The sequence below is a fragment of the Nocardioides sp. NBC_00368 genome (genome assembly GCF_036090055.1).
Lineage (GTDB): Bacteria > Actinomycetota > Actinomycetes > Propionibacteriales > Nocardioidaceae > Nocardioides.
Genome location: NZ_CP107970.1, coordinates 3,264,166 through 3,290,029 on the forward strand (window position 1 = coordinate 3,264,166; position 25,864 = coordinate 3,290,029).

Here is a 25,864-nt window from a genome sequence, read left to right on the forward strand (position 1 = left end):
CGTGTCCGCTGTCGATCTTCCGGTCAACTCCGACGCACCCGCCGTCGCCGAGCGCATCCCGGGCCTGTGGAAGACGCCCGGCGTGATGGCCGCGTTCACCGTGCTGGTGGCGCTGCTCGTCCTCGTACGTCCCCGCGCCGGTGACTCCACCTTCCGGTGGAGCCGCGACGGCGACTGGTTCACCATCCCCGACATCGCGCTGCCGGCCAACGCCATCGTCTGGACGGCCGTGGTCCTGTGTCTCCTCGGCACGGCGTACGCAGCCTGGAACGCCTACTCCGGCCGCAAGACGCACCTGGTCGTGGTCGCCGCGTTCGCGGTCGTCGCGGTGTCCGGCTTCCTCGCCTGGGCGGTCGCGGGCAAGACGCTTCCCGTGGTCGGCCTGCTCGCCGGCGCGCTCGCGCTGGCGGTTCCGCTGGTGTTCGGTGCGCTCGGCGGCGTACTCGGTGAGCGGGCGGGCGTGGTCAACATCGCCATCGACGGCCAGCTGCTCTTCGGCGCCTTCGGCGCGGCGATCACCGCCTCGGTCACGGGCTCCCCGTGGGCGGGTCTGATCGCGGCGATGCTCGCGGGCATGCTCATCGCGCTGCTGCTCGGCCTCTTCGCGATCACCTACTGGGTCGAACAGGTCATCGTCGGTGTCGTCCTCAACGTGCTCGTCATCGGCTTCACCAGCTTCATGTTCTCCCAGGTCCTCTCGGAGAATGCGGCTGCCCTCAACAACCCGCCCCACTTCCCACGTCTGGAGATCCCGCTGCTGTCGGGCATCCCGGTCATCGGCCCGATCTTCTTCCGCCAGACCGTGCTGGTCTACCTGATGTACGCCGCGGTCGTCCTGGTCGCCTGGGCGCTCTACCGCTCCAAGTGGGGCCTGCGGGTCCGCGCGGTCGGCGAGCACCCGAAGGCGGCCGACACGGTCGGCATCAACGTGATCGCCACCCGCTACCGCACCGTGCTGCTGGCCGGCGCGATCGCGGGCATCGGCGGCGCGACCTACACGCTCGTCTCGGTGCCGTCGTTCGGACGTGAGATGACGGGCGGTGCGGGCTACATCGCGCTGGCGGCGGTGATCTTCGGCAAGTGGGACCCGATCAAGGCGACGCTGGCGGCGCTGCTCTTCGGCTTCGCGACCAACGTCGAGTCGGTGCTCTCGGTCATCGGCTCGCCGGTGCCGTCCCAGTTCATGCTGATGCTGCCCTACGTGGTGACCATCTTCGCCGTCGCCGGGCTCGTCGGGCACTCACGTGCCCCGGCCGCCGACGGCGTGCCCTACCGAAAGGGCTAGCTCCCGAGGAGCTAGCCCAGCGTGCGGTGGGCGGCGGCGGCCAGGACCTTGGCGCCGACGCCCACCGCTCGTTCGTCGATGCGCAGGTCGCCCTGGTGGAGGTCGTAGGTGGGGCCGCCGGGGGTGCGTACGCCGAGCCGGAACATCGACCCCGGCACCTGCTCCTGGTACCAGCCGAAGTCCTCGCCCCCGAGGCTCTGCGCGGAGACGACCGCGCCCCGCTCGCCGAGGACGTCACGGACCGCCTCGGTGAGGATCTGGTGGGACTCCTCGTCGTTGCTCACCGGCGGGACGCCCCGGGTGTAGTCGACCGCGGCCGTCACCCCGTAGGGCGCGATGATCTCGGCGACGACCTCGCGCACCACGTGCTCGACCTCGCTCCAGGCGTCGCTGTCGAGGATCCGCACGGTGCCGGCGACCAGGCCGTGGCCGGGGATGACGTTGTGTGCCTGACCTGCCGAGACCTTGCCCCAGACGACGCTGACCCCGGCTCGTGGGTCCATCCTCCGGCTCAGGATCGCGGGCAGCTCGGTGGTCACCTTGGCGAGAGCGAAGACGAGGTCGCCGGTCAGGTGCGGGCGCGAGGTGTGACCGCCGGTGCCGCTCAGGTGCACCTCGATCAGGTCGGCCGCGCTGGTCAGCGCACCGGAGCGGATCCCGACGCGTCCGACGTCCACGGTCGGGTCGCAGTGCAGCGCGAAGATCCGCTCCACGTCGTCGAGCGCACCCAGGCTCATCAGGTGCAGCGCCCCGCCCGGCATGACCTCCTCGGCGGGCTGGAACAGCAGGCGTACGCCCCCGGGCAGCGGCGACTCGCGGTGCAGGTCGGCCAGGGCGAGGCCGGCGCCGAGCAGCGCCGTGGTGTGTACGTCGTGGCCGCATGCGTGGGCGACCCCGGGGACGGTGCTCGTCCAGATGTCGGTGGTGACGTCGTCGACGGGCAGCGCGTCCATGTCGCCGCGCAGCGCGACGACCCTCTCCCCCTCGCCCAGATCAGCGATGAGACCGGTCGCGGAGGGCCGGTCGACCTGCCAGCCCGCCTTCTCCAGCCGCTCGGCGATCAGCTCGGTGGTGCGATGCTCCTGCCAGGAGAGCTCCGGGTGGGCGTGGATGTCCCGTCGCAGGTCGATCAGCTCGGCATCGTAGGCGTCGACTCGCTCGGCGAGGAAGGCAGCAGGCTCCAGCATGGTCCCGTCAGACTAATCCTTGTCGTAGGCGGCCAGGATCCTGTCCGCGGCCACGGTCGCCGGAAGCTCGCCGGAAAGCACCTCGCCACGGATCTGGTCGCGGATCGCCTTGACGCCCGGCGAGTGCTTCAGCCGCTGGTCGAGCTCGTCTCGGACCAGTGCCCAGGTGAAGTCGAGCTGCTGCTCGGCACGCTTGGTGCGCAGGCCGTCCTCGCCGAGATGGGCGCGGTGCGCCATCACCTGCTCCCACACCGAGTCGACCCCGTCGTCATGGAGTGCCGAGGCGGTGATCACCGGCGGCGCCCACTCCTCACGCGAGCGCACCAGTCGCAGGGCGCCGGCGAGCTCGCGCGCGGCCGCGCGCGCCTCCTGGGCGCGGTGGGGGTCGTTCGGGTCGGCCTTGTTGACCGCGATCACGTCGGAGATCTCCAGGATGCCCTTCTTGATCCCCTGCAGCTGGTCGCCGGTGCGCGCGATGGTGAGGAACAGGAACGTGTCCACCATCCCGGCCACGGTCACCTCGGACTGCCCGACACCGACCGTCTCGACGAGGATCACGTCGTAGCCGGCCGCCTCCAGCACCGCCATCGCCTGCACGGTCGCCCGGGCGACCCCGCCGAGCGTGCCGGCGCTCGGCGAGGGCCGGATGAAGGCGTTGGGGTCCACCGAGAGCCGCTGCATGCGCGTCTTGTCGCCCAGGACGGAGCCGCCGGTGCGTACCGAGGACGGGTCGACGGCCAGCACCCCGACCTTGAGGCCGTTGGCAGTCAGCCGGCTGCCGAGCGCCTCGATGAAGGTCGACTTGCCGACGCCGGGGACGCCGGAGATCCCGACCCGCACGGTGTCGCCCGCGGGGAGCTTGGTGAGCAGCTCGCGGGCGATGTCACGGTGCTGCGGCTTGGTCGACTCCACCAAGGTGATCGCCCGTGACACCGCCGCCCGCTTGCCGTCGCTGATGCCGTCGAGAAGGTCTTGTACGTCGGGCCCTGGCATGCCCAGCACCTTAGCCAAAACACCCGGCACCCCGCGGCCCGGCTCGACCAGCGGAGCCTGGTGAGCGCCGGTACGCTCGACCGACGTGACCGAGATGACGAGAACAGCGGTGGTGACAGGCGGCGGGACCGGACTGGGACGCGCGATCGCCGATCGGCTGGCGGCGGACGGCCTCGAGGTGACCATCGTCGGTCGCCGGGCGGAGGTGCTCGAGACCGCGACCAAGGAGATCAACGCCGCCGTCGGCGCCGATCGGGTGACGTACGTCGTCGCCGACTGCGCCGATCCGAGCGACGTACGTGCCCTGGCCGATGCCTGCCCCGACCGCGTGGACGTGCTCGTCCTCAATGCCGGCGGCATCACGCCCTCGACCGGCGACGACCTCGAGGCGCTGGCCCACGACTGGGCGGCCGACTACCGGCTCAACGTGCTCACCGCGGTGCTCCCGGTCGAAGCGCTGTTGCCCAGACTGGCCCGGTCGGGCGGCCGGATCGTCGCGATGAGCTCGATCGCGGCGCTGCGCGGCCCGGGGTCGTACGGAGCCTCCAAGGGCGCGATCAACACCTGGATCACCGGGCTCGCCGCCGAGGTCGCGGCGGACGGGATCACCGCCAACGCGGTCGCTCCCGGTTTCGTCCCGGACACCGAGTTCTGGGACTCCCGCCGCAGCCCCGAGCTGATCGCCCAGCGCACCTCGCAGATTCCCGTCGGACGCCCCGGCGCCCCGGAGGAGGTCGCCGCGCTGGTGGCTCACCTCGTCTCGCCGGCAGCCGGGTTCACCACCGGGCAGGTCGTCGGCATCCACGGTGGAGCGCTCTTGGCGCGACTGTGACTGCACGAATGGCCACCCAGGACATGGGTACCGGGCAGGCATGACGGATCTCGGCTACACCCTGTTCACCGAGCAGAGCGGACCTCGCGACCTCGTCCGCTACGCCTCCTCCGCCGAGGAGGCCGGCTTCGACTTCGAGGTGATGAGCGACCACTACTCGCCGTGGCTGACGGAGCAGGGGCACGCGCCGTACGCCTGGAGCGTGCTCGGCGCGGTCGCCCATGCCACCTCGCGCGTGGGCCTGATGACGTACGTCACCTGCCCGACGCTCCGCTACCACCCCGCCGTGGTGGCGCAGAAGGCCGCGACCGTGCAGCTGCTCGCCGAGGGCCGCTTCCGGCTCGGCCTCGGCTCCGGCGAGAGCCTCAACGAGCATGTCGTCGGCCAGGGCTGGCCCTCGGTCCAGGAGCGGCACGCGATGCTCCGCGAGGCGGTCGGGATCATCCGTGACCTGCACACCGGCGAGCTCGTCGAACCACCGCGGTGAGTACTTCCAGGTCGACTCCGCCCGGATCTGGGACCTCCCCGAGGAGCCGGTCGAGATCGGGCTCGCCGTGGGCGGCGAGCGCGCCATCGAAGAGCTGGCCCCGCTGGCCGACCACCTGATCGCCGTCGAGCCCGAGGCGTCGCTGGTCGACACCTGGAACGGTGTCGAGGGCGCCAAGCGGATCGGCACCGAGGCCCGCGCGATCGGCCAGATCCCGATCTGCTGGGACCCCGACGAGGAGACCGCCGTACGCCGTGCGCACGAGCAGATGCGCTGGTTCAGCGGCGGCTGGGAGGTCAACGCCAACCTGCCCACGCCGGCCGGTTTCGCCGCGGCCACCCAGCTCGTCCGTCCCGAGGACGTCGCCCGGTCGGTGCCGTGCGGTCCCGACCTGGATGCGATCGTCGAGGCGGTCTCGGCCTACTGGAAGGCGGGCTTCACCGACGTCGCGTTGGTGCAGATCGGCGGCGACACCCAGGACAGGTTCCTCGCCGAGGCCGCCCGGCCGCTGCTCGAGCGGCTCCGGGCGGCCGCGCCCTGATCAGCGAGCACGCCGCAGGATCTCCCGGAGGACGTCGGGGAGCCGGCTCGACCGGGCGTCGTCCAGCGGCACCCACGAGACGCCCATCTGCAGCGCGTACCAGGCGACGGCCGCGGCGAGGATCGCCAGGCCGATGACGGCGACGATCCACCGCTGCGGCGGCGAGGAGGCTGCCCGAGCGATCGGGCCGACGGTGTCGCGGACCCGCTGGGAGGCGAGCCAGGCCGCGGACATGAAAATCATCGCGGCGGCGTAGAGCACCGCGGCCAGCGGCAGCCCGAGCGCCAGAAGCCCCACACCGACAGCGGCCGCGATGACTCCCGTCAGCGCGGTCAGCGCCGCCGTGCCGGGGACGGCGCGCAGGAGGTCCCAGGGCGAGCGGATCAGCGCCCAGGTTCCGTCGTACCACTTCCGTCCCCGCGCCTCGCGGCGCTTCGACAGGTGATCGGCGGCGAGCGAGGTGGCGCGCAGCAGCCAGACCCCGGTTCCGAGCAGAGCAGCGCCCGGGAGCGGGTAGGCGGCGACGACCCCGGCCAGTATCGCGGCGAGCGCGACCAGGATCAGGAAGTGCATCGGACCCGGCCAGCGCTTGAGATTGGCGTGCTTGCTGGGCGGGCTCCAGCCCGGCTCGGGTGGCGGAGCGGGCGGGGGCGGCGACTGCGGGTCGAACCGGCGCACCACCACGGGCTCGGCCGGGACATCGGCGACGGTGACCGCGGTCGGCGGCACCTCCTCGACCGCAGGAGTCGCCACCTCCGTCACCGCGTCGCCGGCGGCGTCCGGGTCGACCAGCGTCGGCTTCAGCCCTGGGTTCATGGGTGCGGCGGCCAGCGGCATCGTCAGCGGCAGCACCTTCGTCACCGCCGCGGCGTCGCCACCGGACCACGGCACCTCGGGCTCCATCAGCCACTCCCGCAGCTCCTCGAGACCCGGCCGGTCCGCGGGATCGGTCGCCAGCGCGGCCGCAAGGACCTCACGCATCGAGCCCTCGATGCCGTCGAGATCGTGCTGGCCGCGGCGTACGCGATCCAGGACGGCCATCGACGGCCCGGTCCCGAACGGAGGTCGGCCCAGCAGCGCGTAGGCGGTGGTGGCCGCCCATGAGTGCACGTCACTGGCCGGCGAGGAGGGCGTGCCCTCCAGGATCTCCGGCGCCAGGTAGCCCGGGGTGCCGACCAGCCATCCGGTGAGGGTGATCTTGGGATCGTCGGCGACCCGGGCGAGCCCGAAGTCGATCAGCACCGGCGTACGTCCCTCCATCACCACGTTGGAGGGCTTCACGTCACGGTGCAGCACGCCGGCGTCGTGGCAGGCCGCCACCCCGTCGGCGAGGCAGCGCGCCAGCCAGAACCGGTCCTCACCGAGGACCGGCCCGTCGTCCTTGATCCGGTCGTGCAGCGTCGGCCCCGGCACGTAGCGGGTCGCGACGTAGGGAAGGTCCGCGTAGGGGTCGGCGTCGACGATCTCGGCGATCCACGGGCTGCGCACCTGCCGCAGCGACCTGACCTCGCGCTCCAGCCGGGCACGGGTCTCCTCGTCCCCGACGACATGCGTACGCAGCACCTTCAGCGCCACCCGCTCGCCGGTCTCCTCGTGGCGGGCCAGGTGGACGACGCCCATGCCGCCCTCACCGAGCTTGGTGAGGAGCTCATAGGCGCCGACCCTCACCAGCCCGTCCCCGGATGCCCGCCCGGGGCGTAGGTCCGTCACAGCTCTGAGGCTAGACGAGCCCGACGCCCCCGGCGAGGACAAACTCCGGGTCTGTCAGACCTCAGTGATCGAGCTGCTCCCGCAGCCGGCCGAGCAGATCGATCGCGGAGTCGGCGATCACGGTGCCCGGCAGGAAGACCGCGGCCGCGCCCATCTGCTCGAGCGTCGCCACGTCGTCGGGCGGGATGACACCGCCGATGACGATCATGATGTCCGGGCGTCCCTGCTCCTCCAGCGCCGCCTTCAGCGCGGGGAGCAGGGCGAGGTGACCGGCAGCCAGCGACGAGACCCCGACGATGTGTACGTCGGCGTCGACCGCCTGCTGCGCGACCTCCTCGGGCGTGGAGAACAGCGGGCCTACGTCGACGTCGAAGCCGAGGTCGGCGAAGGCCGAGACCACGACCTTCTGGCCACGGTCGTGACCGTCCTGGCCCATCTTCGCGACGAGGATGCGCGGGCGGCGGCCCTCGGCCTCCTCGAACTCCTTGGTCGCCTTCAACACCTCGGTGACCTTCGAGTCACCCGACGTCGTCGCCTCGTCCCGGTACACACCGGAGATGGTACGGATCACCGCCTGGTGGCGTCCCCAGGCCGTCTCCATCGCGTCGGAGATCTCCCCGACGGTGGCCTTGGCGCGGGCCGCGTCGACGGCCAGCGCGAGCAGGTTGCCGTCGAGGTTCGCCGCGGACTTCTCGGCCCCGGCAGCGTTGGTGATGGCCTCCAGGGCCCGGCGTACGTCCTCGTCGTCGCGCTCGGCGCGCAACCGCTCCAGCTTGGCGACCTGCTGCTTGTAGACCTGGTCGTTGTCGACCTTGAGCACGTCGAGCGGGTCCTCGGCGGGGAGCCGGAAGGTGTTGACGCCGATCAGCTTCTGGGCACCGGAATCGAGGCGCGCCTGGGTGCGGGCCGCGGCCTCCTCGATACGCATCTTCGGGATGCCCTGCTCGATCGCCTTGGCCATCCCGCCGGCCGCCTCGGCCTCCTGGATGTGGGCCCAGGCGCGCTCGGCGAGATCGTGGGTGAGCTTCTCCACGTAGTAGGAGCCGCCCCACGGGTCGATGATCTCGGTGGTGCCGCTCTCCTGCTGCAGGAGCAGCTGGGTGTTGCGGGCGATGCGGGCCGAGAAGTCTGTCGGCAGCGCGATCGCCTCGTCGAGGGCGTTGGTGTGCAGCGACTGGGTGTGACCCTGGGTCGCGGCCATCGCCTCGATCGCGGTGCGGCCGACGTTGTTGAAGACGTCCTGGGCGGTCAGCGACCAGCCACTCGTCTGGGAGTGGGTCCGCAGCGACAGCGACTTCGGGTTCTTCGGGTCGAACTGGCTCACGAGGCGCGACCAGAGGGCGCGGGCCGCGCGCATCTTGGCGACCTCCATGAAGAAGTTCATCCCGATGGCCCAGAAGAACGACAGGCGCGGCGCGAAGGCGTCCACGTCCAGCCCGGCGGCGAGGCCGGTGCGGAGATACTCCACCCCGTCCGCCAGTGTGTAGGCGAGCTCGAGGTCAGCCGTCGCCCCGGCCTCCTGCATGTGGTAGCCGGAGATCGAGATCGAGTTGAACCGGGGCATCTTCGCGGCGGTGTAGGAGAAGATGTCGCCGATGATCCGCATCGACGCCGCCGGCGGGTAGATGTAGGTGTTGCGGACCATGAACTCCTTGAGGATGTCGTTCTGGATGGTCCCGGCCAGCTTCTCGGGCGGAACCCCCTGCTCCTCAGCAGCCACGATGTAGAGCGCCAGCACCGGCAGCACCGCACCGTTCATGGTCATCGAGACCGACATCTGGTCCAGCGGGATGCCGTCGAACAGCGTCCTGGTGTCGTAGATCGAGTCGATCGCGACGCCCGCCATCCCGACGTCACCGCGCACCCGCGGGTGGTCGGAGTCGTAGCCACGGTGGGTGGCCAGGTCGAAGGCGACGCTCAGACCCTTCTGGCCGGCCGCGAGGTTGCGCCGGTAGAAGGCGTTGGACTCCTCGGCCGTCGAGAACCCGGCGTACTGCCGGATCGTCCACGGCTGGGTCGTGTACATCGTCGGGTAGGGCCCGCGCAGGAACGGGCTCAGGCCGGGGAAGGTGTCGAGCGCGTCGAGACCCTCGAGATCCGCAGGCCCGTACGCCGGCTGGATCTCGATGCCCTCGGGGCTCAGCCAGCCTTCGCCCGAAGGAGCGGCGGCAGCGTACGCCGGGGTCTCGCCCTTCAGCGGAAGGCCCTTGAAGGAGCTGGGAATCGTCATGAGAGCTTCTCCCTCGTAGCGGTCAGGAAGGCGAGGGCGTCGACACCCATCGAGGCGGCGTCGTCCACCTCGGCGTCGACGGCGTCGGGCTTCCCGGCGATGATCACGTGCGTGGCACCCGCCTCGCGCAGGGCCGCGATCGCGGCCGCGCCCCACTCGGCGTACGCCTTGTCCGAACCGGCCAGGCAGACGACCGGCGGCGCGCCGGCATGCCCCAGTGAAGCTGCACGGTACTTCCCGACCAGCTCCTCGGCGTCCGCGGTCGCACCCGCGACCTCGACGCCGATGCCACCGGCAGCGAGGAGGTTGGTCGCGAAGGTCGCCCGGGCGGTGTGCTGGGCGACGGTGCCGAGGGTCGCGAGGAAGACCTTGGCGGTGGCGGGGGTGTCGCGCAGCGCCTCGAAGGAGGCGCCGTAGCGCACCACCCGCTCGTTGAGCGGGTCGACCGGCCGCTCGGGCAGCGTCTCGGCGAGGTTGGGGAACTCGGTGAGCCCGGTGATCGGGCGCTTGCGGCGCGCGATCGCCTTCTCCCGGGCCGCGGAGACCGCGGCGATCCGGTCGCGGAAGGGCGAGAAGTCGTGGCCACCGACGGCGTTGGCCCCGGTCCACTCCTCCTCGAGCTGGATGAATGCCTCCCAGCCGGCGGCGGCCATGTCGGCGGTCAGCCGCTCGACCGCGAAGGAGCCGCCGGCGGGGTCGGCGACGGCCGCGACGTGGGACTCGTCGATCAGCAGGTGGGACACGTTGCGGGCGATCCGGCGTCCGAACCCGTCCGGCACCCCGTTGGCGGAGTCGAAGGGCAGCACGGTGACCGCGTCCGCCCCGCCGACACCGGCGGCGAAGGCCGCGACGGTGCCGCGCAGCATGTTCACGTAGGGGTCGTACTTCGACAGCATCGGCCGTGAGCTCACCGCGTGGATGCGCATCTCCACGCCCTCGGCCCCGGAGAGCTCGAGCACGCGCGCCCACAGCTGGCGGGCGGCCCGCAGCTTGGCGATCGTCGGGAACTGCTCGTCGGTGGCCGCGTAGCGGAAGTCGATGAGGCTCGCCGCCACGGCCGGCGAGAACCCGGCCTCGGTCAGCGCGCGCAGGTAGGCGACGCCGACCGCGATCGACCAGCCGAGCTCCTGGACGTCGGAGGCGCCGAGATCGTGGGCGGCGGTGGCGTCGACGACGATCGCGCGCACCCCGATTCCCTGGGCCAGGCGGGCGAGGTCGACCAGCTCGGCGAACGCCTCGTCGGGCGCCAGCGGCAGGTCGCGCAGCAGCGCGCCCATCGGGTCGGCACCCAGGTTGGTCGCGGCGTGCAGCCCGGTGCCACGCTCGGCGATCAGCGCGAGCAGGTTCTGGGCGACCTTGACCGCACCGATCGGCGCGTCGAGCACGACCGGAGCCAGGTCGAGGAGCACCTTGTCGAGCAGTACGTTCAGGTCGGTGGTCTCGTCGGCGGCGACCCACAGCGAGGAGACCCCGCCGTCGAGGTCGACCAGAGCCGACTCGTTGGCCGCCTTCGCGTCCACCCCGGACAGGCCGGAGACGAGCGAGCGGATGTCCCAGGCGCCGACGCGCGTCGGACGCGCCACGTCGGCGAAGGACGTGTCCGGCAGCCCCAGCGGGGCGATCCGGAGTCCGTCGAGGGAGGTGCGGGTCAGCTTGTCCCAGACGAGCGAGTCGGCGTCGTCGGCGCTCAGCCGACCACTCTTGCGGAGGACAGCAGCGGTCGCCGCCTCCCACTCTGCCTGGGAATGGGCATCCGCCGGCTGGGCAAGGCGCAACGAGTCGGCGCGAGCGGCGTCGTTCATGGATCGAACCTTAGGCGGATGAAGTGGCGGTGACCACAAAGTGTGAGGTTTACAACCGCTAACTGAGACGCGCCGTTACGTTGAGCGCCGTGAAGGTACGCACCCCAGGCGGACAGACCTACCGGGTCACCCGCCGCTGGGTCCCCTGGCAGCGCAAGTCCCGCCGGTTGAGCCTCGACGGGTTCGACGTCCCCCTCGGCCCACCGTCCGGCGACGACCCGATCAGCGCGATCCTCCTGGTGCTCTGGCTCGTCATCGCGCTGCCGATCATCCTCGTGGTCGTCGTGGTCGTGCTCCTGACCGGCATCGAGCTCCTCCTCCTGCTCGCGATCCTCCCCTTCGCCATCGGCGCCCGGGTCGTCTTCGGCCGTCACTGGACCGTCGAGGTGCGCCGCGCCTTCACCCCGATCCACGAGGAGCGCGCCGGCAGCTGGACCGCCAGCGGCGTACGCATCCGGGAGTTGGCGCGGGAGATCGAGTCGGGCAACGTCCCGGCTGACACTCTTACCGAACAACCTCAGGAGCGCCAGTCACGCCTGGCGTGATCTTCGCTCCTACGGTCAGCGGCAACCGGGCAGTCGTCCGAGCACGCAGCTGGGGTCCCCGCCCAGCCGCGGGTTCTGAGAATCCGCGCCACAGCTTGGGCCGTGCGACACGGAGTGTCGAACACCTGGTGCCAGCGAAGCCGAGCCGTGACCGTTCCCGACGCAGCGAGATCGTCGAGGGCACGGTCGGCGTCCCGCGCCTGATCACGCCACGCGTCGTGACCAAGGGCACCGTCGAGCTCGACAACGAGTCCATACGCCACATACTCGACGTCACGGAACTGGCTGCCGCTCGGCGCCGTGCGCGGCGACTGCCGCTCGGCCGGCGGGAGACCATGCGCGCGCTCGACCTTGGTGAGGTAGCCGTGCTCGAGGACCGAGTGACTCCCGGACTCCAGGTCATCGACGATCGCGCCGATCCACGCGCGCCGACGCAGCGACGGGAATCGACCAAGCGCCGCCCGCAGGGACGTCGGAGTGACGTACGACCGCCCGGCGACCTGCGCAAGACAGGCCACGGCGTCGAGCTCTGAACGCGCCTCATGTGCCATCACCAACGCGTTGTCCTCGAGCCTCAGCCGCGGTGGAGTGCCGCCAAAGGCGTGGCTTTCGAGGTTGGTGATCCTGTGGATCACGATGCCCGGCTGCGCCTTGACCCGGCGCGACTGATCGATCGCGACATGGATCGGATCGGGGACGAACCCCGGGCGCGCGAGCTGCTCCGTCCGCGGGGGTTCCGCGCTCGGGCCATACAGATAGGCAGGAGCGGCATAGAGGACCGCTGCCCACGCTCGCTGGTGCCAGTTGAGCGGACCTGTGTGGTCGACATAGATCCGCGGATGCACCCGCCGCAACTCCTTGCGCCGCTGCATCCGCGCCAGATCTGCGCGCGTCAAACCGGCCGCCATCAGCTGACCATGGGTGAGCACCCCGTCCTGCATCCGCCGCTGACTCTCCAACTGCAGACGCAGCCGTTCGCGCTCCCACCCGTCGTCGTCCACACGAAGCTCCCCCGAGACCCCCATGATCCAGTTATCCCACGAAGGCCACCCGGACCCCAGGAGCGTGAGGCACATCAGGTGTGCGTGGCGCTCCTAGGGATCAGGAACCGCAGCAGTGGCAGGCCGGTGTAGATCAGGACCCAGACCGGCCAGAAGAACCCTTCGCCGGTGAGGTGCCAGGCCAGGATGGCGATCGCGCCGCAGATCAGGAACGCCAGAAGATCCCGTACGAATCGGGAGTCAGCCCCGCCCGGCGACACAGGATCCTCACCCAGGTCATCGACCACGGCAGCCAGCTCGGCGGCCCGGGCCGCGCCCCACACCGCCGCGGCGCGCGACTCCAGCTCGGGCGCATCGATCCTCCCCGCGGCGTACGCCTCGACGAGCCGCGCCCGCGCGGCCTCACGTTCCAGGTCGCCGACCCTCATCACAGGCCCTCGAGGTCGAGGGCCCGGCCGGCGGCGTACAGGTCCTTCGGGCAGGTCGAGGCGGCGCAGTCCTCGTAGCGGGAGGCCAGCCGGCCGAGGGCCTTGACGGTCTCCGCGACGGACGGGTCCGCGGCGAGGTTGTGCTGCTCGTAGGGGTCCGAGGAGCGGTCGTAGACCTCGACCTGGCCGGTGTGCAGGCGGGCGTAGGTCCAGGAGCCGACCCGGACGCCGGACCACAGCTGCCGGCTGCCGTCGGTGACCCGCCAGCCGGCGACCGGGATCGCGCGGACCTGCTCGGGGGCGCGCAGCCACGGCATGATGTCGATCCCGTCGGACGCACGGGGCGGCCGAGCGCCGGCGGCCGCGAGCAGGGTCGTGGCAAGGTCCGGGTTGGTGACCGGGGTGCGCACGGTCCGGCCGCGCGGCACTCCGGGACCGCTCATCAGCACCGGGATCCGCAGGGACTCGTCGTAGTGCCACAGCTTGCCGTTGAGGTTGTGGTAGCCGTTGGAGAAGCCGTTGTCGGAGGTGAAGACGACCAGGGTCCGCTTCAGCCCGCCGCTCCTCTTCAGCCCGACCAGGAGCGAGGCGATGTTGCGGTCCAGGCTGCGGATCGCCTCGAGCCGGCGCTGGTAGGCGATCCGGAGCGCGTCCTTCTTCCTCGGGTTGAACCTCCCACGCCCGGGGGAACCCTTCGCGTAGCCGGAGGTGTCCTCGGGGAAGAGGTTGGGCCGCGCGGGGATCCGGACGTTGTCGTAGAACCCGCGGTCCTGGGCATCGGGCACGGTCACGGACAGAGCGGCATCGGTGCCGGGGTAGATCTTCTTCGGGTCATCAGGCCCCGACGGCCCACCGTGGTGCGGCGCCACGTAGTTGACCCAGGTGAACCAGGGCTTCCCCGACCCGCGCTCGGCCGCGATCCCTGCCTTCGCGTGCTCGGTGATGACGGTCGAGGAGTAGCCCTTCGACTTGATGATCTCGCCGTTGACGTTGAACTTCGGCGAGCGGAAGTTGTAGGTCGACGGGTCGACGGTCGCGCGCCACTGGTCCCATCCGGGCGGTACGTCGCCGCGGCTCTGACCCTCGCCGTAGCCATTGAGATACTTCCCCGCGAGGATCGTCGCGTAGCCCGCGTCCTGCAGAGAGGTGGCGACCGTCGAGGAGTCGTCGAAGGCCTGATAGCCGCCGTAGGGCCCCTCGATCGTGCGCGCACCGTGGTTGTGGGCGTACTGCCCGGTCAGCAACGAAGCCCGCGCCGGCACGCAGATCGGCGTCGGCGCGATCCCCTCGGCGAAGGAGACCCCGGTCCGCTCGACCAGCTTGCGCACCTGCGGCAGGTGGTCCATGTCGAGATAGGAGAGGTCGTCGACCGTGACCAGCAGCAGGTTCGGCTTCTTCACCGGCCGTTCCACAGCAGGCGTACGCGTCGGGGCCGCCGCCATCGCGGCCGGCTCGTGCACCAGGCCGGTCACGGCGAGGGCGCTCATCGCGGCCGTCGCCACAGCAGCACGCCTGCGACGGGTGAACAGGTTGCCGACCGGCATGACCAAACACTCCCAAGTAATATGAGTTATTTAGTCTACTTTAACGCGGTGGCGGACGAGGAAGAACCCCCGCTCGCCCGCCGGACCGGCGTTCAGCCGGCCGAGCTGGTCACCAGCGAGAGCGACACGACGCCGGGGAGGTAGCGGTCGTCGCTGAACTCGAAGGAGCGCCCGTCGGCGAACCGCGCGGTGCGGACGACCCGCAGCAGCGGGCTTCCCCGCGAGACCCCGAGCAGGCGGCCGTCCATGGCCGAGGTCGCGAAGGCCTCGATCCGGTGCTCGGCGTGTGCGAGACGGACACCGAGCTCGGCCTCGACGGCGTCGACGATCGAGGGCGCCTCGACCGGCAGCGCCTCGATGGTCGCGGCGAGCCAGCCGGGAAACACGGTGTGCTCGACCATCGCCGGCGACCCGTCGAGGGAGCGGACCCGCACCACCCGCAGCACCGGGTTGCCCGGCCGCTCGCCGAGCTCGCGGGCCTCCAGGGTGGTGGCGCGACCACGCGCCACATCGACGAACCGGCCGCCGGGGCTCAGCCCTGACGAGGTCGCCCACTGCGCGAACGAGCGCACCCCGAGGCTCTGCAGACGGGTGGCCACATGGGGGTGCCAGTGCCGGCCGTGGTGGGAGACGAGACGACTGTCGGCCTCGAGCCGCGCGAGCGCGCGTTCCACGGTGCCCCGAGCGACCCCGAACTCCCGAGCCAGGCAGGACACGGCCGGGAGCGGCCGGCCCGGCGGGTACTCGCCGGCGCGGATCCGCTTCTCCAACATGGCCGCGACGGCGTGGTATCGACGCGTCGCCCTCGACTCCTGCACCGCTCACCCCATCCCGAGGACTCGTTGGACGAACCAGACGAGCCCGACGACCGCGACCCCGGTGGCCGCGGCGACGCCGAGCCACCAGCCGATCACCGGCTGCCGACGCCGCAGGACCAACAGCACCGGGAAGGCCAGGGCGATCACCACCATCTGGACGACCTCGATGCCGAGGTTGAAGACGAGCAGGGACACCAGCAGCCGCCACGAGAACGGCTCGTCGATGCCGAGGGCGCCGGCGAAGCCGAGGCCGTGGATCAGGCCGAACCCGAAGACCACCGCGAGCCGGACCTTCTCTCCCGACACCCGCGACGCCCACGATCCGGCCGTCCTCGGCGCAGCCTCGGTGGACGTACGCACGGCCAGGGCGACGGCACCCTCGCCGGCCTGGGCGGACGAGGCCGGGCCGACTCCACCCGAGGTCTCGGGCGACGGCGCGGAGCCACCGGGGCGACCGTCCCGCCACGAGCCCCACACGTGCCAGGCCGCCACCGCCGCGATCGACAGCGCGATCACGGGTTCGACGATCGCGGCCGGGACCGACACCAGGCCGAGGCTCGCGAGGACGAAGGTGACCGAGTGCGCCGCCGTGAACGCGGTCGCGGCCAGCAGGATGTCGCGCGGACGACGGGAGCCGACGATGAGCGCGACGAGGAACAGGATGTGGTCGATACCGAAGAGCAGGTGCTCGGCACCGAGGACGAAGAAGTCCAACAGCCTGGTCGGCGACGACTCGTCCGTGGAGAAGCTCGGGTCATCGGCGGTGAGGACCGTGTTGCCGGAAGCGTCCGGAAGCGAGTACTCCAGGATCGTCTCGGTGCTTCCGACGAAGCCCTCCGACTCAGGGAACAGCCCGCTGGAGACCTCGTACGCGACGTCGCCCGGCACCTCGGGGCAGGCATGGTCGAGCGTCACCACGACGTGGGGCACGCCGTCGCGCTCGGTGGTCCGGAGCTCGTCGGCCAGCGACGGCGCACAGTCCTGGCCGTCGACGGAGACACGGAAGCGGTCGCCGAGGTAGCCCAGCACCGCGTCCCGGTGCTCCTCGATGAGGCTCACATCGGCGCCCGAGGTCTGGAACGCGGCCTTGGCCTCGCTCTCCAGCCCGGGATCGGCCTCGGCCTTCGCCACCGACCTGACCAGGAGGACGTACTCCATCTCGAGCTCGGTGCTCACGACACCGTCGGCGCGCTGGGTCATCTCGGCGTAGACCGTGGAGGTGAAGCCGTGGGCCGAGGCCGGGAGCGTCAGCAGGATGGGCGTGAGCAGCGCCAGCGCGGCAGCGGCGAGGAGACGTACGCCGGTGGGAGCGGTCATGAGGATCCTCGATCCGAAAGTGGGGGAAGGAGGCCCGCCCGGCGAGCACCGGGTGGGCCTCCCCGCGGGTCAGACGATCGGCTCGGTGTCGAGTCGAACGTGGTCGATGGCCCAGTACCAGTCGTTCATGGCGTTGAAGAGCCGGAAGCTGACCTTCATCGAGGTCGCGCCCGCCGGCACGTCGACCGGCAGATTGACGGTCTTGTTGCCCTGGCTGAGGTCCGGGGTGTTGGCCGGCGTCCAGTGGACCAGCTGCACCTTCTGGCCGGTGTCGAACTCGACGGTGACCTCGGCCTCCTGCGGCTCCTCCTCGCGGTAGTGGTTGTCCCAGGCGAGGTAGACGCGCGAGGTCCCGGCCGGGATCGGCGCGCTGGGCGTGGTGAGCGTCGAGTCGAAGCGGCCACGGCTCTCCGGGTCGTTGACGTCGTCCCACTCGTCGGGGTCGGCCACGGCCACGATGTTGCGGCCCAGCGTGAAGCCGCTGCGGTCCTGGTCGTCACCGTTCTGCCAGAACGCCTTGGTCATCAGCGACCAGCCGTTCATCTCCTTGGTGCCGGTGGGCATGTCCGGGGAGTTGGTGATCGTCCACCCCGCCGGCGTGGTCTTGGTCCAGCCGAGGACGCTCGCGTTCGCCGGCATGTTGTGCTCGACGCCGTACTGGAGCTGGCCGGCGACCGACTCGAAGTCCTGGTAGACGAGGTAGTCGGCCGGGTCGACCGGAGGCGGCGGCGGAGCGGTCTTGAAGGTGGTCGAGATCGACCCGCCCGCCTTCCCCCAGGTGTTGTAGGGCGTGACGCGCACCTCGTACCGGGTATCGCCCTTCAGGTTCCGGATGGCGTGGCCACGGGTGGCCGGCAGCGGAAGGATGTAGAAGCCCGACCACTGCTTGAAGTCGGCGACGGTCGCACCGGTGGACTTGTCGACGACCTGGTAACGGTAGAGGTGGACGATGTCCTGAACGTCGTTGGCCGCCGGCTTCGCCTGCGGGAACGACACCTGCGCGCTGTCCTCCTTGATGTCGGAGACGGTCACCGCCGATCCCGCGGGCCACTTCGGACCGGCGGTCCTGGCCGCGCGGCGGTCGGTGTAGGGGAAGTTGCGCTGGGGGTTCTTGATCGCTTCCTCGACGTCCCACGTCCAGGTCTGGTCGATCCACCGGCCGGCCTGCAGGTCGTAGTTCTTGACCTTGACGACGCTGCCGGCGACCTCGACGACCGCGGTCTGCGCGTTGTCGCCCGCGTCGTTCGGCGTGGTGTCGTTGTCGACGCCGCTCTCCATCTCGAAGTACGCCAGCGGCGGGGCGTTGACGGTCGTGAAGCCGCCGTCCTGCCAGATCGAGGTGGAGATGTTGTTGGGCGTGTGGATGTGCCCGCCCCAGACGACGGCCTGGGGGAAGTTGTCGAAGACCGACTTGAAGGTGTCGCCGCAGCCCTCTGAGAGGCCGGCGCCGTACCACTCGTTCGAGACGTAGTGCGTGCACTTGAGGGGGTGGTGCACGAGCACGAACACCGGGCGGTCGGGGTGCTCCGCGGTCGCGGCGGCCATCCGGGTGTGGAGCCAGTCGCGCGCGTAGGCGTAGTCGCCCGTGCTGCGCTGGGTCGGCCGGCCGGTCTCCTCGTCGAGCCGGCCGGAGCCGGGCGAGACCGTGATGAAGTGGTAGCCGTTGATCACGTAGTCGGCGTTGGGCCGCTGGCCACCGGTCGACTGGGTGAAGAGGTCGTAGCCGGTCATGCCCGACCCGACGTCGTGGTTGCCCAGCGCGGCGACGAGGGAGATGTCGTCCTTTCCGTCACCGTTCTCGTCGAGACGGCGGTCGAGCACCTCCTTCAGACCGGCGTACTCGCCCGCGGTGGCGTTGTTCGTCAGGTCGCCGACGAACAGCGTCGCGTCGAGGTCCTGGGCGTGGTAGAGGTCGAAGGCCTTGTCCAGGTCGCGCCACTCGTTGTGGATGTCCCCGATCGAGCCGAAGGTCACCTGCGGCTGGTTGTCGTTGGCGGTGCGCCGCGCGGCCTCGGCGCGGGCCTTCTCGACCTCGGCGTCGTTCCCGGCGACGACGTCGAAGTCCTCGAAGTCGACGGTGCCGTTCTCGCCGACGGCCGAGTAGCTGATCCGGTAGTCGCCAGGGGTCTGCGGGGTGAACTCGTAGACCGGCTCGCTCGCGGAGCCGGTCGGGGAGATCTCCGCGGTGACGCCGTCGGGCGAGGTCACCGAGACGACGTAGTCGCCGGTCCGGAAGGAGCTGCTCTCCTCGGTGGGAACGGGCTCCGGGATGCGGAAGGTCTCACCGACCGCGGCCTTGGGCTTGGGGGCGTCCTGCAGCCGCACCTGCTCGTCGAGCAGCGCGAAGGCCGGGCCGTCGGCCTCGGCGCGCTCCTGGGCGACGACGGTGCTGCCACCCGCAATCGCGACAGTCACGAGGGTGCCTGCGGCAAGCAGCGCACCCCACGATCGTCTGATGGGAATCATCGGTCTCCTCGTCTCGGTCACGGTGCTCGGGCACCGGGAACTTGTCTGGACAAGTCCATCCGAACGAGGTGGCGCGTGATTGTCCGTCTGCAGCCCGAAACCACGGCAGACAGATGAAATATCCGTGACGCGATGCGGCAATCCGGCGTGGTTGCCACATCGGGATCACCGGCGAGCTCCTAGAGGCCCTCGAGGTCGAGCGGCCGGTCGGCGGCGTACAGCTCCTTCGGGCAGTCGTCACCGGCACAGTCGCGATACTTCTCGGTCAGGTCGGCCAGCCGCGAGACCGTCTCGGCATGGTCCGGGTCCTCAGCGAGGTTGTTCATCTCGTACGGGTCGGTGGTGCGGTCGTAGAGCTCGACACCACCGGTGGTCAGCTCGACGTACGTCCATCGCCCGACACGTACGCCGGACCAGAGTCGCGAGGTGCCGTCGGAGGTCGGCCACGCCTCGATCGGGACCACGCGCGTCTGCGCGGGCGCGCGCAGCCAGGGCAGGATGTCGATGCCGTCGGGCTCGTGCGGGTCGTCGGCGCCGGCGGCGGCGAGCAGCGTCGTGGCGATGTCCGGGTTGGTGAGCGTGGTCGCGACCTCGCGCCCCTTCGGCACGCCGGGTCCGCTCATCAGGACGGGGATGCGCAGCGACTCCTCGTAGTACCAGAGCTTGCCGTTGAAGTTGTGGTAGCCGTTCGAGAACCCGTTGTCGGAGGTGAAGACGACCAGCGTGCGCGCCAGCTCGCCGCTCTTCTTCAGCCCGCCGAGCAGGGCGGCGATGTTGCGGTCGAGGCTGCGCGCCGACTCGATCCGTCGCTGGTAGGAGAGCCGGTAGGCGTCCTTCTCGACCTGCGACGGGCGTTTCCGTGACGGCGACCCCTTGGGGAACTGCTTGCGTCCCTCCGGGAACAGGTTCGGCTGCTGCGGGATCGGCTTGTCGGCGTACGCGTCCCGGTCCTGCGGGTCCGGCACCGGTACGCCGATCGCGCCCTTGGTGCCGGGGAAGCGCTGCTTGGGGTCGCCCTTCTCCGTCGGGCCGCCGATGTGCGGAGCCACGTAGTTGACCCACTGGAACCACGGCTTCGCCGCGGCTCCCGGCTTCTTCCCCTCGTTCTGCACAGTCTTCAGGGCTGCCTGCGCCTGCTGGGTGATGACGGTGGTCGAGTAGCCCTTCGGCTTCACCAGGTGCCCGTTCACGTTGAACTTCGCGCCCAGGTAGTTGTAGGTCGACGGGTCGACGGTCGCGCGCCACTCGTCCCACCCGGGCGGGATGTCGTGCTCGCTGCCCGCCTCGCCGTACTCGTTGAGGTACTTGCCGGTGAACAGCGTGGTGTAGCCCGCGTCCTGCAGCGAGGTGGCCAGGGTCTCGGAGTCGTCGAAGGACGGATAGCCGCCCTCGGGGCCGTGGATGGTGTGGGCACCGTGGTTGTGGGCGTACTGCCCCGAGAGCAGCGAGGCCCGGGCCGGAACGCAGATCGGCGTCGGCGCGACCGCGTCGGTGAAGGTCACCCCGCTCTCGCCGACGAGCTTGCGCACGCTCGGGAGGTAGTCCATGTCGACGGTGGCGAGGTCGTCGACGGTGACCATCAGCAGGTTGGGCTTCTCCACCGGCATCTCGAAAGCCGGTGTCGCCGTCGCCGGCTGGTCGGAGTCACCGTCACCGGACGGCCGCTGGGTCGGCGCATGGCCACAGCCCGACATCCCCACGACTCCGGCCACCGCGAGTGCCGCCGACAACGCCCGGACGCGTCTGGATACCGCCACTGATTGTCCTCATCACACTGGTCATCTACTGGTCGCCATGACTGGGCCCGCCCGGTCGCGCGGAAAGCCTGCCACTATGCCGATGGTTCATCCCAGATCAACGCACGTGTCGCGCACTCGCCATCCCCGGGCAGGACGCTGGTCCCATGAAGATGGCGCTGGTCACCGAGAGCTTCTTTCCTACCATCGATGGTGTCACAACCACGGTGAAGGCCATCGCCGACCGCATGATCGAGTCGGGCCACGAAGTGCGCTTCATCGCGCCCGGTCCCGGCCTCTCGGTCTACCGCAACAGCCGGGTCGTCCGGGTCTCGCCGATCGCCAAGACCGGCAGGCAGGTACGCAGCGCCCTGGAGTCGTTCGAGCCGGACGTCGTGGTCAGCTTCGACCCGGGTCGCCTGGGCCGCAGGGCGCTGGCCTCGCCGACGGCCGCCGACGCGACCACGCTGGTCGTCCAGCAGTCTCCGATCTCGCCCAAGGCGGCGCTCACGTGGAACGCCTCGATCGCGGCGTACGCCGATGAGATCTTTGTCACAAGCGAGTGGCTCCGTCGAGTGCTCTCGGCGATCGACGTCCACGCCGGGGTGTGGGAGCCGGGGGTCGACACGGCCGCCTTCTCGCCCAGCCTGCGCGACGACTGGCTCCACCGACGCTGGGCCAGGGCGAAGTCCCGACCCACCCCGCTGGTCGTGGTCGGCTACGCCGGAAACCTGGCGAAGAGCCATGGCGTACGCCGCCTTGCCGAGCTCACTTCGGTGCCCGGCATCCGCCTCGTCATCATCGGCGACGGACCTCAGCGCGGCTGGCTCAAGCAGCGGGTCCCGCAGGCGAAGCTGACCGGGCCGCTGGGCACCGGCGACCTGGCCATCGCACTGGCCTCGCTCGACGTGCTCGTGCACCCCGGCGAGGAGGAGGGATGCGGCCACATCCTGCGTGAGGCCGCGGCGAGCGCGCTCCCGGTGGTCGCCCCGCGCGCCGGCGCCGCGGCCGAGATCGTGCAGCACATGGAGACCGGCGTGCTCTACAACCCGGCGCGCAGCCGAGAGCTCGCCGACGCGGTCGCCTCGGTGGTCTCCGACCCCCGTCGACGCCTGCTCGGCGACCGCGGTCGCGAGCTGGCCGCGACCCGTCCGTGGACCGATGCCGTCGACGAGCTCTTGACCCGTCTGGTCACACTGAACGACGCCCGGACCTCACAATCTCACGCCGCCGCCACCGAGAATATGGGACCTGCTGTTAGGCTTGCCTAACTCACGATAACGATACTCACCGGTAACCTCGCCCGCCCAGGTAGAGACGACAATGTCACATACTCCCTGCGTACAAGTTCGGGTCTGAGGGGTAGTAGCGTGCGTGCCGTGGCAACCACGACTCTGATCAAAGGCGCGCGGTCGACGCGCTCGACGATCGCCCTGAAGCTCCTTATGGCGGCCAGCGGCATCGTCTTCATCCTGTTTGTGCTGGTGCACATGTACGGCAACCTCAAAGCCTTCAGCGGCGAGCTTGCCTTCAACGAGTATGCCGAGCACCTGCGTACGTTCGGGGAGCCGATGCTGCCGTACGGCGGCCTCCTCTGGATCATTCGCGTGGTGCTGCTGGCCTCGCTGGTGGCGCACGTCGGCGCGGCGATCGCGCTCACGAAGCGTGCGCACACGCAGCGTCCGGTGAAGTACGCGGTGAAGAAGAACAAGGCCTCGTCGCTCTCCTCGCGCACCATGCGCTGGGGCGGCGTGGCGCTGTTCCTCTTCCTCGTCTGGCACCTGCTCCAGTTCACCATCGTGAAGATCAACGTGGGTGCGGGCGGACAGGCTGCCGAGGTCACCGAGAACCCCTACCGGCTGCTGATCAACGCCTTCCAGCCGGAGCAGTGGTGGATGGTGATCATCTACCTGCTCGCGATGCTCGCGCTCGCGTTCCACCTGCACCACGGCACCTTCAGCGCCATCCAGACGCTCGGGTTCACCAACACCGCTGAGTCGCGTGCCAGGGCCCGCGTCACCGGCTGGGTCGTCGCGATCGTGGTCGCTGGCGGCTTCTCGCTGGTCCCCCTGTTCACCGTCTTCGGCGTCATCTCGTAAGGACATCTGACACATGGCTGCTGGAACCCACTACCTGCCCGGCCTCACCCCGACCAACGAGGCACCGGTCCAGAAATCCGACGACGCCGCGGGCTACTACGTGCTCGGCGACAAGCTCGTCGACCCGAAGGCTCCGACCGGTCCGATCGAGGAGCGCTGGACGACCCGCAAGTTCGAGAACCGCCTGGTCAACCCGGCCAACCGCCGCAAGCTGTCGATCATCATCGTCGGCACCGGCCTGGCCGGCGGCGCCGCCGCCGCGACGCTCGGCGAGGCCGGCTACAACGTGAAGTCGTTCTGCTACCAGGACTCCCCTCGTCGCGCCCACTCGATCGCCGCCCAGGGCGGCATCAACGCCGCCAAGAACTACAAGGGCGACGGCGACTCGGCCTACCGGCTCTTCTACGACACGGTCAAGGGCGGCGACTACCGCGCCCGCGAGTCCAACGTCTACCGCCTCGCCGAGGAGTCGGTGAACATCATCGACCAGTGCGTCGCGCAGGGCGTTCCGTTCGCCCGCGAGTACGGCGGTCTGCTCGACAACCGCTCCTTCGGCGGCGTGCAGGTGTCGCGTACGTTCTACGCCCGCGGCCAGACGGGGCAGCAGCTCCTCATCGGCGCCTACCAGGCCATGGAGCGCCAGGTCGCGGCCGGCACGGTGGAGCAGTTCACGCGTCACGAGATGCTCGAGCTGATCGTCGCCGACGGCAAGGCCCGCGGCATCATCGCCCGTGACATGGTCACCGGCGAGATCGAGACCCACCTGGCCGATGTCGTCGTGCTCGCCACCGGCGGCTACGGCAACGTCTTCTACCTCTCGACCAACGCGATGGGGTCCAACGTCACCGCCACGTGGCGTGCGCACCGCAAGGGCGCCTACATGGCCAACCCCTGCTACACGCAGATCCACCCGACCTGCATCCCGGTGACCGGCGCCCACCAGTCGAAGCTGACCCTGATGTCGGAGTCGCTGCGTAACGACGGCCGCATCTGGGTGCCCAAGAACGCCGAGGACTGCGCCAAGGACCCGCGCGACATCCCCGAGGAGGACCGCGACTACTTCCTGGAGCGGATCTACCCCTCCTTCGGAAACCTGGTCCCCCGCGACATCGCCTCGCGTGCCGCGAAGTACATGTGTGACGAGGGTCGCGGTGTCGGTCCGGAGGTCGAGGAGACCCAGCCCGACGGCTCGGTGAAGAAGTTCCGCCGCGGCGTCTACCTCGACCTGGGTGCCGCGATCGAGCGCCTCGGCAAGGCCGCCATCGAGGAGAAGTACGACAACCTCCTCGACATGTACGAGCGGATCACGGGTGAGAACCCCTACGAGCTGCCGATGCGCATCTACCCCGCCGTCCACTACGTCATGGGTGGCCTGTGGGTCGACTACGAGCTCTCGACCAACATCGAGGGTCTCTACTGCACCGGTGAGGCCAACTTCTCCGACCACGGCGCGAACCGCCTCGGTGCCTCGGCGCTGATGCAGGGTCTTGCCGACGGCTACTTCGTGCTGCCGAACACGATCCGCGAGTACCTCGCCGACGGCCCGTTCGAGCCGATCTCCGAGGACCACCCGGCGGTCGTCGAGGCGAAGCAGTCGGTCCAGGAGCGGATCGACAAGTTCATGTCGATCAACGGCACCCGCTCGGTCGAGTCGATCCACAAGGAGCTCGGCCTGATCATGTGGGAGTACTGCGGCATGGAGCGGACCGAGGAGGGCCTCAAGAAGGCCATCGGCCTGATCCGTGAGCTCAAGAAGGAGTTCTGGACCAACGTCAAGGTCCTCGGCTCGGCCGACTCCCTCAACCAGGACCTCGAGAAGGCCGGCCGTGTCGCCGACTTCATCGAGCTCGGTGAGCTGATGTGCATCGACGCGCTCAACCGGCGCGAGTCCTGCGGCGGCCACTTCCGCGCCGAGTCCCAGACCGAGGACGGCGAGGCGCTGCGTCACGACGACGAGTTCGCCTACGTCGCCGCCTGGGAGTTCGGTGGCGAGGACGGCGCCCCGATCCTCCACAAGGAGGACCTGATCTACACCGCCATCGAGATGAAGCAGAGGTCGTACAAGTAATGAAGCTCACGCTCAAGATCTGGCGGCAGGCCAACGCGTCCGACAAGGGTGCGCTCAAGACGTACGAGCTGGACGGCGTCTCGCAGGACATGTCCTTCCTCGAGATGCTCGACCTGCTCAACGAGCAGCTCCTGCAGAACGACGAGGAGCCGGTCGCGTTCGACTCGGACTGTCGTGAGGGCATCTGCGGCATGTGTTCGCTGATGATCAACGGCCAGGCGCACGGCCCGGAGGTCACCACGACCTGCCAGCTGCACATGCGCTCGTTCAACGACGGTGACACCATCACCATCGAGCCGTGGCGAGCCGCGTCGTTCCCGATCGTCAAGGACCTGATCGTCGACCGCTCCGCGTTCGACCGGATCATCCAGAACGGTGGCTACATCTCGGCCAACACCGGCTCGGCCCCCGAGGCCAACTCGGTGCCGGCTCCGCGCGACAAGGCCATGCGGGCGTTCAACACCGCCACCTGCATCGGCTGCGGCGCCTGCGTCGCCGCCTGCCCCAACGGCTCGGCGTCGCTGTTCCTCGGCGCGAAGATCACCCACCTCGGTGAGCTGCCGCAGGGTCAGCCGGAGCGCTACTCCCGCGTGCAGTCCATGGTCGGCCAGCACGACGCCGAGGGTTTCGGTGGCTGCACCAACATCGGTGAGTGCGCCGCCGCGTGCCCCAAGGAGATTCCGCTCGACGTGATCTCCCAGCTCAACAAGGACCTGCGCAAGTCGCTGATCCTCGGCTGACCAATCTGGTTCACGAAGGGCCGTCCTCCCTCGGC

Annotated in this window: 21 protein-coding genes; 9 read left to right on the plus strand and 12 right to left on the minus strand. The window is 70.0% G+C overall.

Annotation, left to right across the window (positions count from 1 at the left end; genetic code table 11):
- The first annotated feature begins 1 nt into the window (after position 1).
- The gene (locus tag OG984_RS15580; RefSeq protein WP_328527210.1) at positions 2 to 1,285 is read left to right on the plus strand and encodes an ABC transporter permease; all 1,284 of its coding nucleotides are present in this window, start codon (positions 2 to 4) and stop codon (positions 1,283 to 1,285) included.
- 11 nt (positions 1,286 to 1,296) lie between these two features.
- Here the strand turns inward: OG984_RS15580 and OG984_RS15585 are convergent, their stop codons facing one another.
- Entirely contained in the window at positions 1,297 to 2,472 is a 1,176-nt protein-coding gene (locus tag OG984_RS15585) for an amidohydrolase (protein WP_328527211.1), read from the minus strand.
- Positions 2,473 to 2,484: 12 nt separating this feature from the next.
- Positions 2,485 to 3,465, minus strand: a complete 981-nt coding sequence (gene meaB / locus OG984_RS15590) for a methylmalonyl Co-A mutase-associated GTPase MeaB (protein ID WP_328527212.1) — start codon at positions 3,463 to 3,465, stop codon at positions 2,485 to 2,487.
- Between the two features lie 94 nt (positions 3,466 to 3,559).
- On the opposite strand from meaB, the gene OG984_RS15595 reads away from it, so the two are divergent.
- The 3 genes from OG984_RS15595 to OG984_RS15605 are packed head-to-tail and all read left to right on the plus strand — an operon-like array spanning position 3,560 to position 5,325.
- Positions 3,560 to 4,297: an SDR family NAD(P)-dependent oxidoreductase gene (locus tag OG984_RS15595; protein ID WP_328532362.1), complete on the plus strand. Its 738-nt coding sequence runs from the start codon at positions 3,560 to 3,562 to the stop codon at positions 4,295 to 4,297.
- 40 nt (positions 4,298 to 4,337) lie between these two features.
- A complete protein-coding gene (locus OG984_RS15600; RefSeq protein ID WP_328527213.1) occupies positions 4,338 to 4,784 on the plus strand; it encodes a TIGR03557 family F420-dependent LLM class oxidoreductase in 447 nt (148 codons plus the stop codon).
- Positions 4,744 to 5,325, plus strand: a complete 582-nt coding sequence (locus OG984_RS15605) for a TIGR03557 family F420-dependent LLM class oxidoreductase (RefSeq protein WP_328527214.1) — start codon at positions 4,744 to 4,746, stop codon at positions 5,323 to 5,325. Before OG984_RS15600 ends, OG984_RS15605 begins: the two co-directional genes overlap by 41 nt.
- Here the strand turns inward: OG984_RS15605 and OG984_RS15610 are convergent, their stop codons facing one another.
- The 3 genes from OG984_RS15610 to OG984_RS15620 all read right to left on the minus strand — a co-directional run bounded on the left by OG984_RS15610 (position 5,326) and on the right by OG984_RS15620 (position 11,067).
- Positions 5,326 to 7,035, minus strand: coding sequence for a serine/threonine-protein kinase (locus OG984_RS15610; protein ID WP_328527215.1), 1,710 nt, complete (start codon positions 7,033 to 7,035; stop codon positions 5,326 to 5,328).
- A gap of 61 nt (positions 7,036 to 7,096) precedes the next feature.
- A complete protein-coding gene (gene scpA, locus OG984_RS15615) occupies positions 7,097 to 9,265 on the minus strand; it encodes a methylmalonyl-CoA mutase (RefSeq protein ID WP_328527216.1) in 2,169 nt (722 codons plus the stop codon).
- Positions 9,262 to 11,067 carry a methylmalonyl-CoA mutase family protein gene (locus OG984_RS15620; RefSeq protein WP_328527217.1) on the minus strand — a complete coding sequence of 602 codons (1,806 nt, stop codon included), beginning with the start codon at positions 11,065 to 11,067 and terminating at the stop codon, positions 9,262 to 9,264. Before OG984_RS15620 ends, scpA begins: the two co-directional genes overlap by 4 nt.
- A gap of 89 nt (positions 11,068 to 11,156) precedes the next feature.
- Between OG984_RS15620 and OG984_RS15625 the strand changes: the two genes are divergently transcribed.
- Positions 11,157 to 11,612: a hypothetical protein gene (locus OG984_RS15625; RefSeq protein WP_328527218.1), complete on the plus strand. Its 456-nt coding sequence runs from the start codon at positions 11,157 to 11,159 to the stop codon at positions 11,610 to 11,612.
- Here the strand turns inward: OG984_RS15625 and OG984_RS15630 are convergent.
- The 7 genes from OG984_RS15630 to OG984_RS15660 form a co-directional block, all read right to left on the minus strand.
- A complete protein-coding gene (locus tag OG984_RS15630; protein ID WP_328527219.1) occupies positions 11,585 to 12,613 on the minus strand; it encodes a type IV toxin-antitoxin system AbiEi family antitoxin domain-containing protein in 1,029 nt (342 codons plus the stop codon). The two genes, OG984_RS15625 and OG984_RS15630, sit on opposite strands and share 28 nt — an antisense overlap.
- Positions 12,614 to 12,687: 74 nt before the next feature.
- Complete coding sequence (locus OG984_RS15635) at positions 12,688 to 13,041, minus strand: DUF1707 domain-containing protein (RefSeq protein WP_328527220.1); 354 nt, start codon at positions 13,039 to 13,041, stop codon at positions 12,688 to 12,690.
- Positions 13,041 to 14,585, minus strand: a complete 1,545-nt coding sequence (locus tag OG984_RS15640; protein ID WP_328527221.1) for a sulfatase-like hydrolase/transferase — start codon at positions 14,583 to 14,585, stop codon at positions 13,041 to 13,043. The genes OG984_RS15635 and OG984_RS15640 overlap by 1 nt, the downstream gene beginning before the upstream one ends.
- Positions 14,586 to 14,677: 92 nt before the next feature.
- A complete protein-coding gene (locus OG984_RS15645) occupies positions 14,678 to 15,403 on the minus strand; it encodes a GntR family transcriptional regulator (protein WP_328527222.1) in 726 nt (241 codons plus the stop codon).
- 3 nt (positions 15,404 to 15,406) lie between these two features.
- On the minus strand, positions 15,407 to 16,720 hold the full coding sequence (locus OG984_RS15650) for a HupE/UreJ family protein (RefSeq protein ID WP_328527223.1): 1,314 nt from the start codon (positions 16,718 to 16,720) through the stop codon (positions 15,407 to 15,409).
- A gap of 69 nt (positions 16,721 to 16,789) precedes the next feature.
- Positions 16,790 to 19,135, minus strand: a complete 2,346-nt coding sequence (locus OG984_RS15655; RefSeq protein WP_328527224.1) for a hypothetical protein — start codon at positions 19,133 to 19,135, stop codon at positions 16,790 to 16,792.
- 230 nt (positions 19,136 to 19,365) lie between these two features.
- Entirely contained in the window at positions 19,366 to 20,943 is a 1,578-nt protein-coding gene (locus OG984_RS15660) for a sulfatase-like hydrolase/transferase (RefSeq protein WP_328527225.1), read from the minus strand.
- A 146-nt stretch (positions 20,944 to 21,089) separates the two neighbouring features.
- Here OG984_RS15660 and OG984_RS15665 point away from each other — a divergent pair, with 146 nt between their 5' ends.
- The 4 genes from OG984_RS15665 to OG984_RS15680 all read left to right on the plus strand — a co-directional run bounded on the left by OG984_RS15665 (position 21,090) and on the right by OG984_RS15680 (position 25,829).
- Positions 21,090 to 22,193 (plus strand): glycosyltransferase, encoded by a 1,104-nt coding sequence (locus OG984_RS15665; RefSeq protein ID WP_328527226.1) that lies wholly within the window; start codon positions 21,090 to 21,092, stop codon positions 22,191 to 22,193.
- 108 nt (positions 22,194 to 22,301) lie between these two features.
- The gene (locus OG984_RS15670; RefSeq protein WP_328527227.1) at positions 22,302 to 23,021 is read left to right on the plus strand and encodes a succinate dehydrogenase cytochrome b subunit; all 720 of its coding nucleotides are present in this window, start codon (positions 22,302 to 22,304) and stop codon (positions 23,019 to 23,021) included.
- A gap of 13 nt (positions 23,022 to 23,034) precedes the next feature.
- A complete protein-coding gene (locus tag OG984_RS15675) occupies positions 23,035 to 25,089 on the plus strand; it encodes a fumarate reductase/succinate dehydrogenase flavoprotein subunit (protein ID WP_008364025.1) in 2,055 nt (684 codons plus the stop codon).
- Entirely contained in the window at positions 25,089 to 25,829 is a 741-nt protein-coding gene (locus OG984_RS15680) for a succinate dehydrogenase/fumarate reductase iron-sulfur subunit (protein WP_328527228.1), read from the plus strand. Before OG984_RS15675 ends, OG984_RS15680 begins: the two co-directional genes overlap by 1 nt.
- The last annotated feature ends 35 nt before the right edge of the window (positions 25,830 to 25,864 follow it).

Coding starts and splice junctions, on each gene's coding strand:
- OG984_RS15585 (WP_328527211.1), bottom strand. CDS start 2,472: ATGCTGGAGCCTGCTGCCTTCCTCGCCGAGCGAGTCGACGCCTACGAT.
- meaB (WP_328527212.1), bottom strand. CDS start 3,465: ATGCCAGGGCCCGACGTACAAGACCTTCTCGACGGCATCAGCGACGGC.
- OG984_RS15595 (WP_328532362.1), top strand. CDS start 3,560: ATGACGAGAACAGCGGTGGTGACAGGCGGCGGGACCGGACTGGGACGC.
- OG984_RS15600 (WP_328527213.1), top strand. CDS start 4,338: ATGACGGATCTCGGCTACACCCTGTTCACCGAGCAGAGCGGACCTCGC.
- scpA (WP_328527216.1), bottom strand. CDS start 9,265: ATGACGATTCCCAGCTCCTTCAAGGGCCTTCCGCTGAAGGGCGAGACC.
- OG984_RS15620 (WP_328527217.1), bottom strand. CDS start 11,067: ATGAACGACGCCGCTCGCGCCGACTCGTTGCGCCTTGCCCAGCCGGCG.
- OG984_RS15635 (WP_328527220.1), bottom strand. CDS start 13,041: ATGAGGGTCGGCGACCTGGAACGTGAGGCCGCGCGGGCGCGGCTCGTC.
- OG984_RS15640 (WP_328527221.1), bottom strand. CDS start 14,585: ATGCCGGTCGGCAACCTGTTCACCCGTCGCAGGCGTGCTGCTGTGGCG.
- OG984_RS15650 (WP_328527223.1), bottom strand. CDS start 16,720: ATGACCGCTCCCACCGGCGTACGTCTCCTCGCCGCTGCCGCGCTGGCG.
- OG984_RS15665 (WP_328527226.1), top strand. CDS start 21,090: ATGAAGATGGCGCTGGTCACCGAGAGCTTCTTTCCTACCATCGATGGT.
- OG984_RS15675 (WP_008364025.1), top strand. CDS start 23,035: ATGGCTGCTGGAACCCACTACCTGCCCGGCCTCACCCCGACCAACGAG.
- OG984_RS15680 (WP_328527228.1), top strand. CDS start 25,089: ATGAAGCTCACGCTCAAGATCTGGCGGCAGGCCAACGCGTCCGACAAG.